The 16,600-nt window shown below is 50.1% G+C and carries 10 protein-coding genes; 8 read left to right on the top strand and 2 right to left on the bottom strand.

Annotated features, from left to right (window positions below; translation table 11 throughout):
• The first annotated feature begins 20 nt into the window (after positions 1-20).
• The 7 genes from PAT3040_RS01940 (at position 21) to PAT3040_RS01910 (ending at position 10,183) form a co-directional block, all read left to right on the top strand.
• A complete protein-coding gene (locus tag PAT3040_RS01940) occupies positions 21-899 on the top strand; it encodes a carbohydrate ABC transporter permease (protein ID WP_108991335.1) in 879 nt (292 codons plus the stop codon).
• Positions 900-992: 93 nt separating this feature from the next.
• The gene (locus PAT3040_RS01935) at positions 993-2,588 is read left to right on the top strand and encodes an extracellular solute-binding protein (RefSeq protein WP_181376401.1); all 1,596 of its coding nucleotides are present in this window, start codon (positions 993-995) and stop codon (positions 2,586-2,588) included.
• Between the two features lie 82 nt (positions 2,589-2,670).
• Complete coding sequence (locus PAT3040_RS01930) at positions 2,671-4,404, top strand: polysaccharide deacetylase family protein (RefSeq protein ID WP_108991333.1); 1,734 nt, start codon at positions 2,671-2,673, stop codon at positions 4,402-4,404.
• 27 nt (positions 4,405-4,431) lie between these two features.
• Complete coding sequence (locus PAT3040_RS01925) at positions 4,432-5,673, top strand: DegT/DnrJ/EryC1/StrS family aminotransferase (protein ID WP_108991332.1); 1,242 nt, start codon at positions 4,432-4,434, stop codon at positions 5,671-5,673.
• Between the two features lie 46 nt (positions 5,674-5,719).
• Positions 5,720-7,561, top strand: a complete 1,842-nt coding sequence (locus PAT3040_RS01920) for an SMP-30/gluconolactonase/LRE family protein (RefSeq protein ID WP_108991331.1) — start codon at positions 5,720-5,722, stop codon at positions 7,559-7,561.
• A gap of 28 nt (positions 7,562-7,589) precedes the next feature.
• Positions 7,590-8,630: an alpha/beta hydrolase family protein gene (locus PAT3040_RS01915; protein WP_108991330.1), complete on the top strand. Its 1,041-nt coding sequence runs from the start codon at positions 7,590-7,592 to the stop codon at positions 8,628-8,630.
• A gap of 110 nt (positions 8,631-8,740) precedes the next feature.
• Positions 8,741-10,183, top strand: coding sequence for an extracellular solute-binding protein (locus PAT3040_RS01910; RefSeq protein ID WP_108991329.1), 1,443 nt, complete (start codon positions 8,741-8,743; stop codon positions 10,181-10,183).
• A gap of 86 nt (positions 10,184-10,269) precedes the next feature.
• Here the strand turns inward: PAT3040_RS01910 and PAT3040_RS01905 are convergent, their stop codons facing one another.
• Positions 10,270-12,348, bottom strand: a complete 2,079-nt coding sequence (locus PAT3040_RS01905) for an alpha-L-rhamnosidase-related protein (RefSeq protein ID WP_108991328.1) — start codon at positions 12,346-12,348, stop codon at positions 10,270-10,272.
• A 115-nt stretch (positions 12,349-12,463) separates the two neighbouring features.
• Positions 12,464-14,032, bottom strand: coding sequence for a type 2 periplasmic-binding domain-containing protein (locus tag PAT3040_RS01900; RefSeq protein WP_108991327.1), 1,569 nt, complete (start codon positions 14,030-14,032; stop codon positions 12,464-12,466).
• Positions 14,033-14,256: 224 nt separating this feature from the next.
• On the opposite strand from PAT3040_RS01900, the gene PAT3040_RS01895 reads away from it, so the two are divergent.
• Positions 14,257-16,434, top strand: coding sequence for an AraC family transcriptional regulator (locus PAT3040_RS01895; protein WP_219930220.1), 2,178 nt, complete (start codon positions 14,257-14,259; stop codon positions 16,432-16,434).
• The last annotated feature ends 166 nt before the right edge of the window (positions 16,435-16,600 follow it).

Raw genomic sequence — 16,600 nt, 5'->3', positions numbered from 1 at the left:
GGGTCGGGTGATTTGCATCTATGTACAACCGGTCTATAACCGATCGAATGATTGACGCTGCCAACTGGCTGCTTCTTGCTATCGTTGCGCTGTTAATGGTGTTCCCATTCCTGCATATTTTCTCCGTATCGTTCTCATCCTTGCGGGATGTGCTGGAGAAAGAATTTATTATGTGGCCGACCAATTGGGTGACGGATGCGTATCAGACGATTCTTGCCTCCAACAATTTTATTCGCTCATTGGGCGTCTCGTCGTACATCACAATTGTGGGCACCGTTGTCAGTCTGCTGCTGACGGCCACCATGGCATACGGTCTTACGAGAAACGTGACTGGACAACGCATTATATTGCTGCTCATCATTTTCACTTTGCTGTTTAACGCGGGCATGATTCCGACGTATCTGGTCGTAAAGGAAGTCGGGTTGATGAACTCGACATGGTCGCTTATCATTCCGTCGGCGATCAGTGCTTTCAACTTGATCGTGATGAGGCAGTTTTTCTTAAGTATACCGAACGAGCTGACGGAGGCCGGCCTAATTGACGGCGCGAGCGAGCTGCGGATATTTACAAGCATTATGCTGCCGCTGTCCAAGCCGTCGCTGGCTGCCTTCGGATTGTTTTATGCGGTAGGCTATTGGAACAAGTACTTTGAAGGCGTTCTCTATTTGAATGATTCCTCCAAATGGCCGATCCAGGTCGTTCTGAGGCAGATTGTCATTATGAACGAGGCGACCGCAGCGTTAGGCAACGAAGCGATGCTCATGCTAGAGAATCCGCCTCCTCCGGTGACGATCCAGATGGCTGCGATTTTAATGGCAACGCTCCCGATTTTGATTGTGTATCCGTTCCTGCAAAAGCATTTTGCCAAGGGGGTGATGCTCGGTTCGGTAAAGGGCTAGCCTATGTGCTGTAGCGGGCAGTCCGATTGGCTAGGCGAGCATGAGCAGGCAATGATGGAAAGTTGTGAAAAGACAAAAATGGAGGGTTCTACGATGAAAAAGAAAGCGTACCTCGTATCGACAGTAGCTGCCGCAATGTTGGTTTCGGCAGCATGCTCGAACGGAAACAATGCTGGCAGCAGCAGCGAGAAGCCAAGTCCGACGCAGTCGACGCCGGCGGAAAGCGCGGCGCCAGAGAAGGTTCATAAGATTAGCGGCATTACGTACATTTATGGAAACCCAGCACCTAATGACGGTGAAGGCTTGAAGAAGCTGAATGAAAAGTTTAACGTGGACTACTTCGTTGAAAAGGTTCCGGCGGAAACGTATCCAGAGAAGCTGAGCGCAGTCGTTTCCTCCGGGTCGATGCCGGATATGATCGGCTTCGAGGCCAGCCGCGCGGATAATTTCCCTCGCTGGGCAAAGCAAGGCGCGTTCCTTGAGTTGAACGACTATATCGATCAGTATCCATCGCTGAAGGCCATTCCGGATGAGCTTTGGGCGCCATTTACCATCGATGGCAAAATCTACGGCATTCCGTCCTGGTCTCCGACAGAGTCAAGCTCTTTCTATATCCGTAAGGATTGGCTCGACAACCTGGGTCTGCCCGTTCCGACAAACTATGAGGAACTGGCTAGCACGCTCATCGCTTTCACGAACGACGACCCGGATAAAAACGGCAATAAGGATACGTATGGCATGGCAATCGGACAGAACATTAACCCGAACTATGCTATGGGGCCGTACTGGCAGTTCGATTCTTACTACCACCAGGACGAGAAAGGGAATTACATTCCTGGCATGATCTCGCAAGGCCGCAAGGAACTTATCGAATTCTTTAACAAGCTGTATCAAGCAAAGGCGCTGACGCCGGACTTCGCCGTTATTAACTGGGCGGATACGAATAATGAGTTTTATTCCAGCAAGGCTGGCCTGTTCCTGGTTGCGCCAAGAGGCATGTCCCAGGACTACATGACAAGCTTGCTCGAGATTTCGCCGGATGCGGAATTTGCAGTGCTTCCTCCATTCCTGGCGCCAGACGGCTCTCAAGGATTTGTTGGCGGCAAGGGTTATGCTCGCTTCAATGCATTTAACGCCAAGCTGAAGGATGATCCCGAGAAGCTGAAGAAAATTCTCGACATGCATGAGTTCTCCCGTCAGTTCTACCCAATGGCCGAGCAAAATGCTTCCAATGCGGATCATGACTGGTTCTACGGCGGCGAAGGCGCAGGCTACGAGGTTGCGGACGGCAAGCGTAAAGTCATTGAGCCGGAGAAGGGCAGTCAGCCTTACCACTACTTCCAGGACAACACGGCATGGGTGCTTCCGGATCAGGATCCCGAGTTCGAGTCGGCCTACACGGAGCCGAAGCTCATTCAGGCAACAACCGATCTCGTGAAGATGAGCAAAGACTATAAGCAATACTTCCAGCCGAACGTAGGGGTCGTGTCCGAGACGGAAGCGGCGAAAGGCGCAGAGCTGATGCAGTTCCTCATGAACGAACAGACCAAAATGATCGTCGGCCAACGTCCGATTTCCGATTGGGATGCCGTAGTTAATGAATATCTGTCACGCGGCGGATCTCAGATCATCGAAGAATATAATGCAGTGTTCAAGGAACGCGGCTATACAGAGCGCCGTTGGAAATAACGTATAGCGGATCGGGCTATGTATCATAGCCCGATTTGCTATCGATGGAAATTATTACGAAGAGTAAAGGTGCGTTTAATCTATGAAAATGGCAAAAATCGGAATTTATCTCGATTCGCTGGCTACGGCTCGTATTCACCAGCATCATGCTAACGTTTTTCAGCTCTACATCCAGGAGCTGATGACGTTTGCGGGTATTCCATTCAGGAGCTTCGACTCGGCGGACGAAATGGACGCTGGCGATTTTGATATAGTTATTGCGGCGCTTACCGGCGGTATGGAATCGGAAAGCAGTCTATGGGACTTCGCAGAGCGAGGAGGTATCGTCATTTCCTTCGCGGGTTTGCCATACTTGGCGGCTCGGCTCGGCTGCCGGCAGCTGCAGGAGGTGCCGGTTGGCTATGCATCACTATCAGGCGAGCCTGGCGGCGGTCGCCCGATGCGATACTTTCGGGCGCGTCCATGGCTGCATACGTCCTCGGATGCGGGTTCGCTTGCGCTTTCTTGCGAGGAAGACGGCATGGTTCGCGTCGGAGCTGCAGATGGCGCCGTCGCTGGGCCGCTTCTGCAGACGTTCCGGGTTGGCAAGGGGATAATCGCCCGCTGGGCCGTAGATATTCCTACTCTGATCGTACGACTTCAGCAAGGCGAGCTGCCCGTCTATGAAGACGGCATTCCGGCGCAGGACGGATCAGGGGCCCTCAATGAAGGGATTCTGAAGGCGGACGACCAATGCCAATTGGACTGGGAAGCCGACAGAACGCACACGGCAACGGGTATGCCCTATTATGAGCATCCGTACGCCGATTATTGGCGAGAGGCGTTTATGCATCAGCTTCTGTCCGCGGCATCGGCCTCCGATCTGATTGTGCCCTTCGTCGACTACTGGCCGGCGGGAGTCGAGGCGGTTGCTATGATCTCGCATGACAGCGACTTTAATAGCGACGATGCGGGCCGGACGACTCTCGAGGTGTTAAGCGAATGCGGCGTAAGATCGACATGGTGCATGATTGAACCGGGATATTCCCCAGAACTGTATCCGATGATACGGGAGGCGGGTCATGAGCTTGCGCTTCATTATAACGCTCTGGAGATAGAGCAAGGCATTTGGTCGCAAGAGGAATTTAATCGCCAAGCGTCCTGGTTCAAGAAGGCAACCGGTCTTCCGGCGGCAACATCCAATAAAAATCACTATACGAGGTTTGAAGGCTGGGGCGAGCTGTTCCGCTGGTGCGAGGAGGCCGGGATTCAGTCCGACCAAACACGCGGTCCAAGCAAAAAGGGGAATGTTGGATTCCCGTTCTGCACAAGCCATCCGTACTTCCCGATCGCCTGGGCGGACGAATACAATCGTCTCTACGATGTGCTGGAAATTGGATTCTTGACGCAGGATCTGATGCATCCGGCTTTATCGGATACGTCTGTTATTGCGCCTTTCCTGGAGAAGGTTATGGAGGTTCGCGGTGTCGCGCATTTTCTTTATCATCAAAAGCATATTCATGAGCTGCCGGAGGTTCGGAAAGCGTTGGTGACTACGGCAAGCGAAGCGAAGAAGCTCGGATTCGAGTTCTGGACCGGAGCCGAGATCAATGACTGGGTGAGGGTGAAGCGCGGGCTGCGGATTATTGGACTTGGCGAGGGTGGACGCTTGCGCGTAGAAGGCGAAAGAACGGCAATCGCCGCTTATCGTCCGCTGCTTGCAGGGGAGTCGTCCGAGGGCGCGGTGAAGCGATTTGGACTCCCGTGCGTTTTGCTGCAGGTCGAGTTCGAAGGAGCATCGCGGCAACAATCCGTTGCGTTATCCTCATTACAATAAAGCCGAAGGGCCGAAAGGGGCAATGAAATGATAAGCAAGACGGAGGAGCTCGCGCTGTTGGGCGGGCCAAAGACGAAGACGACCGCATTTAGCACAGGCAAACGATTCGGGGTCGAGGAGGCTCGCGAGCTTCTGGAGGCGCTGGAGCAAGAGACGCTGTTTTATCATTTTGGCAATAAGGTCAAAACGTTTCTTGATGACTTTAATGCCATCTACGGTGTAAAGCACAGCGTTGCGACATCGTCCGGAACGGCGGCGATTCATGTGGCGCTCGGCGCGGCGGGCGTAACCGTTGGCGATGAGGTTATTACGAGTCCCATTACGGACCAAGGAACGCTGATTGGCATTCTATACCAGAATGCCATCCCGGTATTCGCCGATCTGGATCCGCATACGTACAACCTGGATCCCGCATCTGTCGAGGCGCGAATTACGCCGCGCACGAAGGCGATTGTCGTTGTTCACCTGGCCGGCAATCCTTGCGACATGGATGCGATCATGGCGATTGCGCAGCGTCACAACCTTAAGGTGATCGAAGATTGCGCTCAAGCCTACTTGACCCGGTACAAGGGGCGTTATGCGGGTACATTTGGCGATTATGGCTGCTTTAGCACCAATGATTTCAAACATATATCGACCGGCGACGGCGGCATGGTTACGGTGAATTCCGGCGAGGAGACAGACTATTATCGGACACACGGCTTCGCGGACAAAAACTATCATCGATTCGGGACAGAGGTGCAGCGCGAGCTCCATTACGTTGCCCCCAACTATCGAATGACCGAATTGCAAGGCGCTGTCGGCATCGCGCAGCTGAAAAAGCTGTCATGGATTTGCGAACGTCGGCAGACGATCGGCGATCGGATTACCGAAGGACTGCGCGGAACTCCGGGCATACATGTTCATCAGGTGACTGAAGGCGGGGCCTGCACGTATTGGTTCTACATGATGAGGCTTGACTTGTCCGCCTTATCCTGCACGAGGCAGCAATTCAGCGAGGCTCTTGAAGCGGAGGGGATTCCGAGCCGGCCCGGCTATATCCCGCAAGTGGTCTACAAGCAGCCGTTGTTCCAGCGGAAGCAGGCCTATCTGAACAGCCACTTCCCGTTTGATCTGACGGATCGTTCGTATCAACAAGGAGATTGCCCGGTAGCCGAAGAAATTTTAGAGACAGCCATACAAATTCCGATCAAAGAGTTTTATTCGGATACAGATGCAGAAGATATTATTCGAGGGGTGCGCAAGGTCGCATCGTATTACAAAAAGTAAATCTGCGAAAGCGAAATCGATGACTTGTGAAAATGGGATGGTGAGCATGCAGCAGTATACAGAGCATGGCGTTCCTGCGCCTGTGGTAGAGTCGCGAACGGCTGCGGTATGCCGAAGCCGCAACGGCGACGAGCGCGTCGTCATTCTGGCGAAGGGATTTCTGCTCGTTGTCGACCCGGCAACGGAACGCTGCACGCAGGTTCCGTTCCCGAATGGCAACACGGAATATCCATATATGTGCTTTGCCAGTTCGGAAGGCATGTTCTATGCCGGAGCCGGGACGCAGTTCATGGCGTTCGATCCGTTCGATTGCAGCTTCCTTCATGCCGAGGATGTCGGCATGGAGGGTGAACTGGTCGGCTTCAGCTATGCGGAGTCGGCGGAGGGTACGATATATTTTGCGGCCTATCCTCATTGCAGATTGTTTGGTTATGTGCCTTCGGAGAGACGGGTTATTCCGTTAGGCCAGCTTGATGCAGAGGAAAAGTACCCGAGTCATCTCGCGGTTGATGAAGCAGGCTGGGTGTATGCGGGCATCGGCACAGAACGGAGGGGACTGATCGCCTTTCGGCCGTCCGATGGACGCACGGTTCAGCTTGTCCCGACGGAGGAGCGGACGCGGGGGATGGGCGTTGTTTACGCGGCTGCGGACGGTTCCGTGTACGGTCATTGGGCATTCGCCGATTTGCGGGAAGCGGAGACGCCGGAACGATACCGCTGGATGCGGCTTCGCGGCGGGCAGGCAACGCCGGTTCATTGGCGCGATGTCCCGCCTTCTTTATATTCCGGAGCGGCGTTTTATCGGCTGCATCGTCAGCTATCGGGCGCATGGAAAATCGAGAAGCATGATCTGGCCGAACGAGAGCTGAGGCTGCGGGCGATGGAGGGATCAAGCACGCGTATGATTCCGCTTCTATACGAATGCGGCGGCGCGCAGCTGTCTCCGCTCAGTACGGGAGCGGACGGGCATGTATACGGAACGAGCAACCATCCGCTTCACTTCTTTAGATATGAGACAGGCGAGCAGCGGCTTCGCAGCTTCGGAGGGCAAGTCATTGAATTCGGCGGCGGCGGCAACCTGTGCGCCTATGCTTCAGTTGGTCCGATGCTAGCCGGAGCCGCTTATCCGGGAGGGCACCTGCATCTGATGGATACGAGGCTTCCTGTCCGGGCCGAAGCCGGGGATCCGAACCAAGCGCGCAATCCGCGCCTTGTTGCCAGTCACCCTGAGGTGCACCGCCCACGCTGCGCGCTGGCGCATTCGGACGGGGAGCACGTGTTGTATGGCGGTTATCCTGGCTACGGCGCTGTCGGAGGAGGCTTATGCCTCTACAATATAACGACGGGCGAGGACATGCTTTTGACGCATGACCAGGTAGTTCCCTTCCAGAGCACGATCAGTCTTGCGGAAGGCCAGTCGGGTCATATATTCGGGGCCACCAGTATCGAGACGCCGGGCGGAGCTGCGCCTAAGGAGACGAGAGCCAAGCTGTATCGGCTGCACTGGGATAGCCGAACGGTGAATGGGGTATGGTCTCCCGTAGAAGCGCGGGAGATCGTCTGGATTTATGCAGACCGCAAGGGACGTATTCATGGCATGACCGAGGCTTCTCGTTACTTTGTGTTCGACCCTGGGGAGGAAAGGCTTTGCGCCGAAGCGGATTTGTCGGAGTGGGGTTCGCCGGTGCGGGTCGGTCTCGCAGCCGATCCGAACGGAACGATCTACGGTGCGCTCAGTGGGGCGATATTCCGCCTTGATCCGGATCTGTCCATGGTGGTGAAGCTGACGGAGCCTCCTGTTGCCATAACGGCGGGTCTGGCCGTCGCCAGGGACAAGCTTTTCTTTGCATCGGGCTCGCGGCTGTGGAGCTATCAATTGGAAGAATAAACAGCGGAAAGCCGAAAGGAGGGATTTTATGAAGTATCGATTATCGGATTTGAATGAAGGCAACGTGCCGAAGCTTGCCATCGGCAAGGAGGCCGGCGCCGCCGAGGCATGGGGGCAACGGCGCGCGGAGATTGAGGCGGCATGGAGGGAATATGTCGGGGAGTTTCCCGCGCCCGTTGATCCGCAGCCGGAAATACTGAAGACGGTGCGGGAGCCGAATCATGTACGCGTACATTTGCGATACGCTACCGGCTTCGGCGACAAGGTAACCGCCTATTTGCTAATCCCCGGCGACGATCCGGCGCCTCAGTCTCTGTTCCCTGCTATATTAGCGCTGCATCCGACGCATGCGTCTGGCAAAGCCGATGTTGCGTCGTCCGAGGCGCGTGCCAATCGGGCGTACGGCTTGGAGCTTGCAGCGCGGGGCTATGTCGTGCTGGCGCCAGATACGATCACGGCAGGAGAACGCATCTACGAGGGCGAAGAAGCATTCCGGACTGCGCCATTTTACGCCATGCATCCGACTTCGACGGCAGTCGGGAAGATGCTGCATGACCATCGGCAAAGCCTGGATGTATTGTCTGCTTTGCCGTTCGTGGACGCGACGCGAATAGGGGCGATCGGCCACTCGCTTGGCGGCTACAACGGCTTCTTTCTTGCCGGTTTCGATCGCCGAGTAAAGGCCGTTGTCTCAAGCTGCGGCTTTGCGACCTTTGCGGGGGATCCCGATCCGAACCGCTGGGGACAGAGGGACTGGTTCTCTCATTTGCCGCGAATCAGCGAATGCTTATCGTCCGGCTATGTGCCGTTCGAGTATCATGAGATCGCCGCGCTTGCAGCTCCGACACCATTTTTTAATTGGAGCGGCATGTCGGATCGGATCTTCCCGCATTGGCAGTCGGCAGCGAAGGCATTGGCGGAGCTCGGCGAGTTGTATCGGGTGCTCGGAGCAGAAGACCGGCTTGAGGTGCTGTTCGGCAACAGCGGTCATGATTTCCCCCCTACGATTCGGAAAGCGGCCTATGCTTTTCTTGATCGATGGCTGAAAGACGCGGTTGAGGAAGGATGACCTGCAAGTGAAAATATGTTACAATATTGAAGACTAATATACAATATAAGGAAGATATAGCTGGTGGATATGGACTGTCGTGAATGCGGCAGAGAGGGGAGCCGGTCGGCATGCTGAAACGTACCAATAGTTTTGAAGATCGGTATAACCGATTACAGCAGGAGTTGCGAAATGAGATTCTTACAGGCAGTCTTCTTCCTGGCGAATTTATTTTGCCCGAGAATACGCTTAGCGAGAAGTACGAGATCAGCCGCGTGTCGGTTCGCAAGGTGTTGGCTAAGCTTGTCGACGAAGGCCTTATCGAGAAGATTGCGGGCAAGGGCAACCGAGTGCGCATTCCGGGCGAGGATCTTAAGCGCGAGACATTGACCGTCGCTTGGTTCTCCACGTCCTACGAGCTTGATATCATTCGTAATCTGATTGCTTTGTATGAGCAAACGCATCCTTATGTCAAGGTAGAGCTTCTGCTTCTGACAGAGGCAGAATATATTAATAATTTGGTTCATCTTATCAATTACGGGTTTGGACCCGATGTGTTCATTCTCTCTGATATTCATATTCGCCATTTGATCGAGAAGGATCATTTGGACATCTTGATGCCCTATATGCCTGCCGGTATCGATATCGAGCGGGATAGCTACCAGAAAGTATTCGACATGTTTACGGTGCAGGGAGAAGTGGTATCGACGCCGATCGTGTTTTCGCCGACTGTCATTTGTTATAATGAGCGGCTGATCAAGGACGCAAGCGCCGAGCTGCATGATTCGATGAAGGATTGGTCCGATCTGCTGAGCTTGGCGGAGCGATGCACCGTGCAGCGCAAGGATAACGAGGTTATCGATCGATTCGGCTTCTGCTTCTCCGCATCGCCGAACCGCTGGCCCGTATTTATGCTTCAAAATGACGGCAGATTCATTGAGAAGGACGGCCGAGCATCCGTATTCTCCGAATCCAATAATGTTGAAGCGCTGCAGTTCTGCGTCGACCTGATGTATAAGCATCAGGTTTCACCGATCTATTCGCACGGCAGCAGCTATTTGGCGGAGGGCTTGTTCAAGAAGGAACGCGTAGCGATGATTCTCACAACCTATTACTTTATGAACGAGTTCCGCGGTCATGATCTTCGCTGGGATGTACTGCCGCTGCCGCAGCGGAAGAAGCCTGCTACTTTGCTGATCGGAGGCAGCCTGGCCATCAATCGCCAGACGAATCAGCCCGAGATTGCCAAGGACTTCATTACCTTTATGACGAGCAAGACCGCCCAGACGATGTTGAAGCAGCAGGGCTGCACGATCCCGATTCTGCGCGAGGTCGCGGAGGATGATGGGCTCCTCGACCCCGACATTCATCCGGAATGCTACAACGTATTCCTAGAGGTACTGCCGTATGCATCGACGCTCCGCGATTTGTCGCTTAGCCAGTCGGAGCTCGAGCTTGTTCAGAAGGAGCTCAGCTTGCTGTGGGCCAATATGGAGACGCCAGAGGACGCATGCAAACGCATCGAAGAGCAGCTGAACGGGCTCAGAAACATTGTCCCGGTATCGGGGGTCTGATACCGGGGGTCAGGATACCAGAGACATAAGTGATAACACAGCGACAGTCCAGGACTTTATTGTCCTTTGACTGTCGCTGTTTCGATTTATAGGGTCAGATATTGGATGACGGTTTCTTGCCCGTTGCCAACGATCTCGATTTCATAGACATCATTGCCGAGCGGAGTGATGCAGCCATTTTTATTTGTGCTTGGCATCATTAAGCTATGGATACGCAAAGTCCCCGACCCAGTTGTAGCTGTTATGCGTATGGAGGTCGTATCCATATACAGCCTGACTTCGCCATTATGGATAGGGACTGTACCTTTTATCCAGCCCAGGCCGCCAAGATTTGGTTCAATATCATAGGTGGCGTAACCGGTTGCCGAAGGTTTAACGCCAATATAGTATTTGCCTAGCAAGTATATAGGACTTGCCCCCCAGGCATGGCACAGGCTTTTGCCGTAAGGCAAGCCGTACATCTCGTAATGCTGTAAATCCTTTGCCGTTGGATCATAAGTCTCCCAGAAGGTGGTTGCGCCCAGTGCGAGCATGCCTCCCCAATAGTTGATCATTTCATTTGTTACATGTTTGTGCTCGCCAATTTCGCATAAAGCGGCCAGCTCATAGAAACGCATATACGGTGTTGTAATGGCTTGTATGTTTGGATTTAACAGTATGTTCTGCTTGACGCTTTCTTTTTGCTCATTGTTCAGATAACCAAGCAGCAAGGCAAACATGCTGGCATGTTTAGTCATTTGTGCGCCTTGTTGTCCATCTTTATATTGATGAACAAGCCCCCCGAGTTCATTATTCCAATACAGGTCAAACGTTTTTTGCTTGATGTCTACAGCCAAATTTTGATATTGTCGTTCGCGAGAGGGATCATTGGCAAGCCCCGCAAATAGAGTCATAGCTTCAAGACTTCTGCAGAAAAGTAACTGTTCAAAGCAAACAGCCCCCTGATTATCTATATCCGCCCAGTCTACAAATACCCAATCGATCTCATGTCCTTCAATTAATCCGTCTTGATTGAGACGTGTCAAACAATAATCCATCAGACTTACCATTGAACCATAATGGGCTCGTATAAATGCTTCATCTCCTGTGTGAACAAAATAATCATACAGGCCAATAAACCAATAAAAGCTATAATCCAGAATAGTGTTAATGTGGGTGGTGATCGGATCCTTGCCTCGAAGGGAAATTAGTGTTCTCTTAACGATGTCTATATCAAAATAACTATAATAATTCATTAAAAACGACTGATATGCGTCCCCTGACCATACCCAGCGATCCCGTTTAATACCATCAAGGAAAAACTCCCTGGTGTTGAGCCGCAGCGTGTAAAGCGAGGTTTCCCATATTTTATTCAAGGTTTCATCCGAGCATTGAAAGTGGCCGCGATCTTGAACGGGCAAATATTCATATAACATGGATATAGAAGCGATCTGGAGCTCCTTCTCCCGGCTTTTGTCAGCCTGAACACGCACATACCTGAATGCTCTCGACTCGGGAAAGTTGTAGTTTTGCGGAGAAGATTCATGCAACAGACAGGAGTCGGTTTGAAGACAGTTTTCATCGTCCAATGCTTCTTCCAACGATTCGCCATAATAGATAGTGAGGCCGCCATGACCTGTTGCTTGGTTGATTTTCAGATAACCGATTGATTCCTTGCCAAAATCAACGACCCAGCCTTCTTGTTTTTTTTCTAGCCGTTCTGGGAAAATCTCCGTTGTTGCTAGTTTGTAGGCAGAAGGGGGATGATCGGGGTGATCAAAATGCCAGAAACCAGCTTGATGCCACTGTTTATCTTGACAAGTTACCAGCCAATCGGCATTTGTCGCTATAGTATCTCCCTGTATAAATATTGCCGGTGCTGCAGCGTTATTGTAAACCGCAACGCGGATCTCATGTTTCCCGGCAGGTACAAGCAGCTTGGACTGGGTGAAACGCTGGCTGTCCTTGCCGTCCAAATAGAGAGAAAACTCTCCATCGGCGTAAATGGAAATCTCCTCCTCCTGCTTTAAATCAACGTTGCAGCAAAAAGACACACTGCTGTAGTGCCGGTCAAGACGCCAAAATACCGGATAGATAGCTCCACGTACCTTGCGCCGTATATGTACCTTTTCATTTAGCCAAATTTCGAAATCTCCGGGATACCATATCCATGTTGCTTTAGACATATGTTCTCGCTCCTTAATGTTTACTGATATCAGCGAGGTTAGCGTATCATCTCTAGCAAATTTTCGTATATAGCTCAATTGCTACTCAATAGACAAAAAGGCAGAACGCAGAAATTTATTTCTTGGCAATCCGGGAAAGCTTAATTTTTTTCTCGTAATTTTTCAAAATTTCCGCACCATGATACTGATTCATCAGCTGATCCCGGTATTGGGGCCAATTACGACCGGACTGATCGGAAAAAAGCATTTTAATATGGAATTCATGCTGCTTGCTGCGGAAGGCATCAACATCGATTTCCATCGGAGGGGTTAATGTTGTGCCAAGCTTGTCCTTTGTGGGAAGCGACGCCAAATAATCTTTAATTTCCTTGTCTCTTTGCGTTAATGCGGGATCGACCAGGTGAAAGCCTAAAACGGACGGCGTCTCGGGAGTGAAGAAACTCCATATGTCCAAAAAATCCAGTTTTTGTCGGTCTTCCTCTTTGTCCGGGGGTATCAGGGTAATCGTATTTCCGCTCCGCGTGTAATGCTGATTCTCAATGCCATAATGAGTAAGTAAAAAACCTTCTGGACCAGCCAGCCAGTCTAACAATTCAACCACTTTTTTAATTTTTTCAGGCTGAGTATCAGTGGTCATCTTGGAGAATACAAACGGATAACCCGGGTCAATTCCTGAACGCAACGGCTCATTGCCGAACGGATTAAAGGGCAGCCAATTGGCATTAGGATTGTACGCGCGGCTGCGCACTTGAATGCTTCTGTGATTGGAATCATAGGCAAAGTCGGCAGTTTCACCAAGAATAACACCAGCCTTACCTTGAACGGCCTTATCGATATGCTCGCTGTTCTGGTTCAAGAACCAGTCCGGATCAACCAAGCCCTCTTTAATGATTTTGATCATGTCATTGATAACATATTCGAATTGAGGATCAGTACCCATGTCTATTAATTTGTTGTTAACGGTATAAGAAGGGTATATCAGCCCGTTCTTTATGTATTCAGGCCATTCGGTCGAAAGGGTCGCACTGTTGCCTGATGTCGTAAAACCATACGTATTGTTAAGGCCGTCATTGTCTGGATCTTGATACGTAAAGGCGCGCAGTACGGACAGATATTCCTCATAATTGGTTGGAATATTGAGATTCAACGCCTCCAGCCAGTCTGCCCGAATATAATAGCTTCTATATGCATTTTTGTCATAGGGGATTGGCGCGCGATAGAAACGATTATGAAGTTGATAGTCTTTGAGAACTTGTTCGCCAACCCAATACTTGTAATAATTCGGCATCGAAAAGGGGCTTACATAAGGCGACATATCCGCAATAACTTCATCCAACGCCGACTTGGAACCGCCATCGTTGCTAAGCTCCAACCACATATCCGGCGGGTTGTTGCCATTAATCAAATCGGCTAAGCGGGTTGTATAATCGATTCCGGCTAACGTATATTCTACGTCAAGAGAAATATTGAATTTGTTTTCGATCGTTTGCAAGACAAAATCCTGATCAGCCGGGGGGAGTTCAATATGCTCGGGGGCACTGATAAGAAGTCGAATGTTGAGTATATCAGTGGCCTGGGGCTCAGAATTTTGCAGCTTCTGCGATGTAAGGGTTCCCCAAATAATGGCTATGAAAACAAGCAACAACAATAGAGGAGTAATGACAAATATATATTTTTTGCGCATATGGAGACCTCCTGCCCTGTGCAATGATCATGAAGATTGTTGACTTGATCAATAATTGAAATATATCATAGCGTGTAACCAGGCTACGTGCAAGAAGCGATTTCAGCCAGCCTTATATATGCAATTGTCGTTCGGGAGGGTATCATGTGAAAAACAACTGGTTCCACAAGCTGCTTGTGTCTTATCTGCCGGCGTTTGTCATTATTTGCTTAAGCATGTTATTAATGAGTTATTTGAGTTTGATGGAAATGTCTAAAAAATCAACTGAACAGGCCCATACGGCCCTTGTCCAAAATGTCAACAAGCTGATTGATCAGAGACTAGAGAGCGTTAATTCGCTGATGAATTATGAGATCAAAAATAATGTCGCCATCAATAATTTCTATGATGACGCTTTCAATTCCGATCGCTATTACACCGATGTCCAGGCAGCGGTAGCTGTCAAGAAGCTGCTTAACGACAACCCGTTTATCGAATCCATCTACCTGTTTCGGGTTCCTGATCAAATGGTGCTTTCACCATCAAGACTGGTCAACCTGGATCAGTTTGACGATAAGGGGTACATCGGCGCCACACTTAATAGCAGAACGGCCTATAGCTGGAAGCCAAGAACAGTCAAGACGTCAGTAGAAGCGAACGGAAACGCGGATATAGCAGAACGACGGGTAGTCAGTCTAGCCAAAAATACCAATTTAAAAAACTATAGCTTTATGATTGTTAATGTGAATATTAATCAAGTTAGTGAATTGCTTTACAGCATGATAGACAAGGACACGACTTTTATCCATCTGATTGATCCCGAAGGAAAAGTGATTGTATCTACTGATCCCAGCCAGCAGTATAATAGCTCGCCTAGTGGCGGGAAAATAATTGCTTCTGCTAAATCGGCTTACACAGGATGGCTGGTAAGCAGCGGCAGTAAAGTAGGAGGTATTGTTGCGTTTGTATCCTCCTTATTTTATTTGTGGATGGTCCTTTCTTTTATGATCATGCTTGCCGGGCTCATATGGATTATTTATGTGTCGCGACGAAATTATCGCCCCATTAAAACCATAATGGAACGTATATCGGTCTTGCCTGGGAGTAAGGAGACGGAAACGAAACGGTCCAATGCAGATATCGACGAATTTCAATATATCGAGACGACGATCGATTCTCTTATGCAGGAATCAAGCTCATTACAGGAAAAATACAAGGAAACCTCTTTGTTTAGAAAAAAACATATTTTGCTAAGTATGCTTGGACTTGAACAGGGCAACGGCATTACCAAATGGGAAGAGGAGTTAAAGCTGCTAGGACTTCGTTGGACCAAGCACGGAGCTGTTGCGGTAATTGTCGAGATTGACCAATATTCGAGATTTATTAAGGAGTATAAGAATGATCACCATTTGCTAAAATTTGTGCTCAGCAACGTAGCCAGAGAAGTTGCCGAAAGCAAAGGGTTTTCCGTCTGGTCGGAGTGGATTGACCAATCGCGGATGGTTATCTTGTATTTTTTGGCGGGGAATGAAGGGGAAGAAAATGCGCTTAAAGATAATTGTGAGCTCTTGCGAGATTGGGTTGCGCAAAATTTGGACTTTACTATAACGATTGGCATTGGTCCACTCGCGCAGCATATCGAGCAGATACAATCATCCTTCCGGAAAGCCGCTGTCATTGTAGGTTATAAATCGTCACTCGGGATCAATCAGGTCATTATGGCTGCGCAGGTCATAAACCGGCCAAAAGGAGAGCTGTTTAAGCAGCTGCAGTGTATTCGTTCGACCAGCCAGCTGTTTCGGGCTGGAGACAGCCAATGGGAGCTGCACTTTCAGGAAATGTATGAGGATTTGAAATTGCAATTGTATGCGTATGATGATTTGACCAGCTTAATGCAGGTGCTCATTAGTCATTTGCAAAAGGAATTATCCGAGCTGCCGGAAGAGCTATATGCGATTTGGCGAGACGAAGCTTATCAAAACCTGATCAAAGAGCTGGAACAAAATGAAACATTGGATGAAATATTTGCGGCGTTTAAAGCAATCATGCAAAATTCTCTTTTAAAAATGAATGAAATCCGTGAAAACAAAACCTCGCATCAAATGGTAATGAACATTAAGCAGTATATTACTGATAATTTTCAAAATCCTGACCTATCGTTAACGCATTTGAATGAGGCGTTTGGTTTAAATGCTAAATATTTGAGCCGACTGTTTCGGGAATCATTTGGCGTAAAGTTTCTAGAATACGTGACAAGCTATCGAATAGAGAAAGCGCAGCAGCTGCTGGTCGAAACAGATAAAACGATTCAGGATATTGGACAGGAAGTCGGTTACGAGCAATCCTTGACATTTATTCGGGTATTTAAAAAGCAGACGGGAGAAACACCGGGACAATATCGTAAAATGAAAATGAACAAGTAAGGGACGATAGAGCGGCTTGCGGCGTTAGCGCAAGGCCGCTTTATGTTGTTTTTGCGCGGTTTATCAAGTCAAAAGTTCCTTTTTGTCTATCGTCTTACATTTAAGCTATGTACGATAAAAAGGTTGCGATGCTATGTTGATTATGCCAAACGGCAGCTGCAGCCTG

The sequence above is a fragment of the Paenibacillus agaridevorans genome (assembly GCF_003112455.1).
GTDB lineage: Bacteria > Bacillota > Bacilli > Paenibacillales > Paenibacillaceae > Pristimantibacillus > Pristimantibacillus agaridevorans.
The sequence above is the reverse complement of the archived record's forward strand: the minus strand, read 5'-3'. Positions and strand labels throughout refer to the sequence as shown.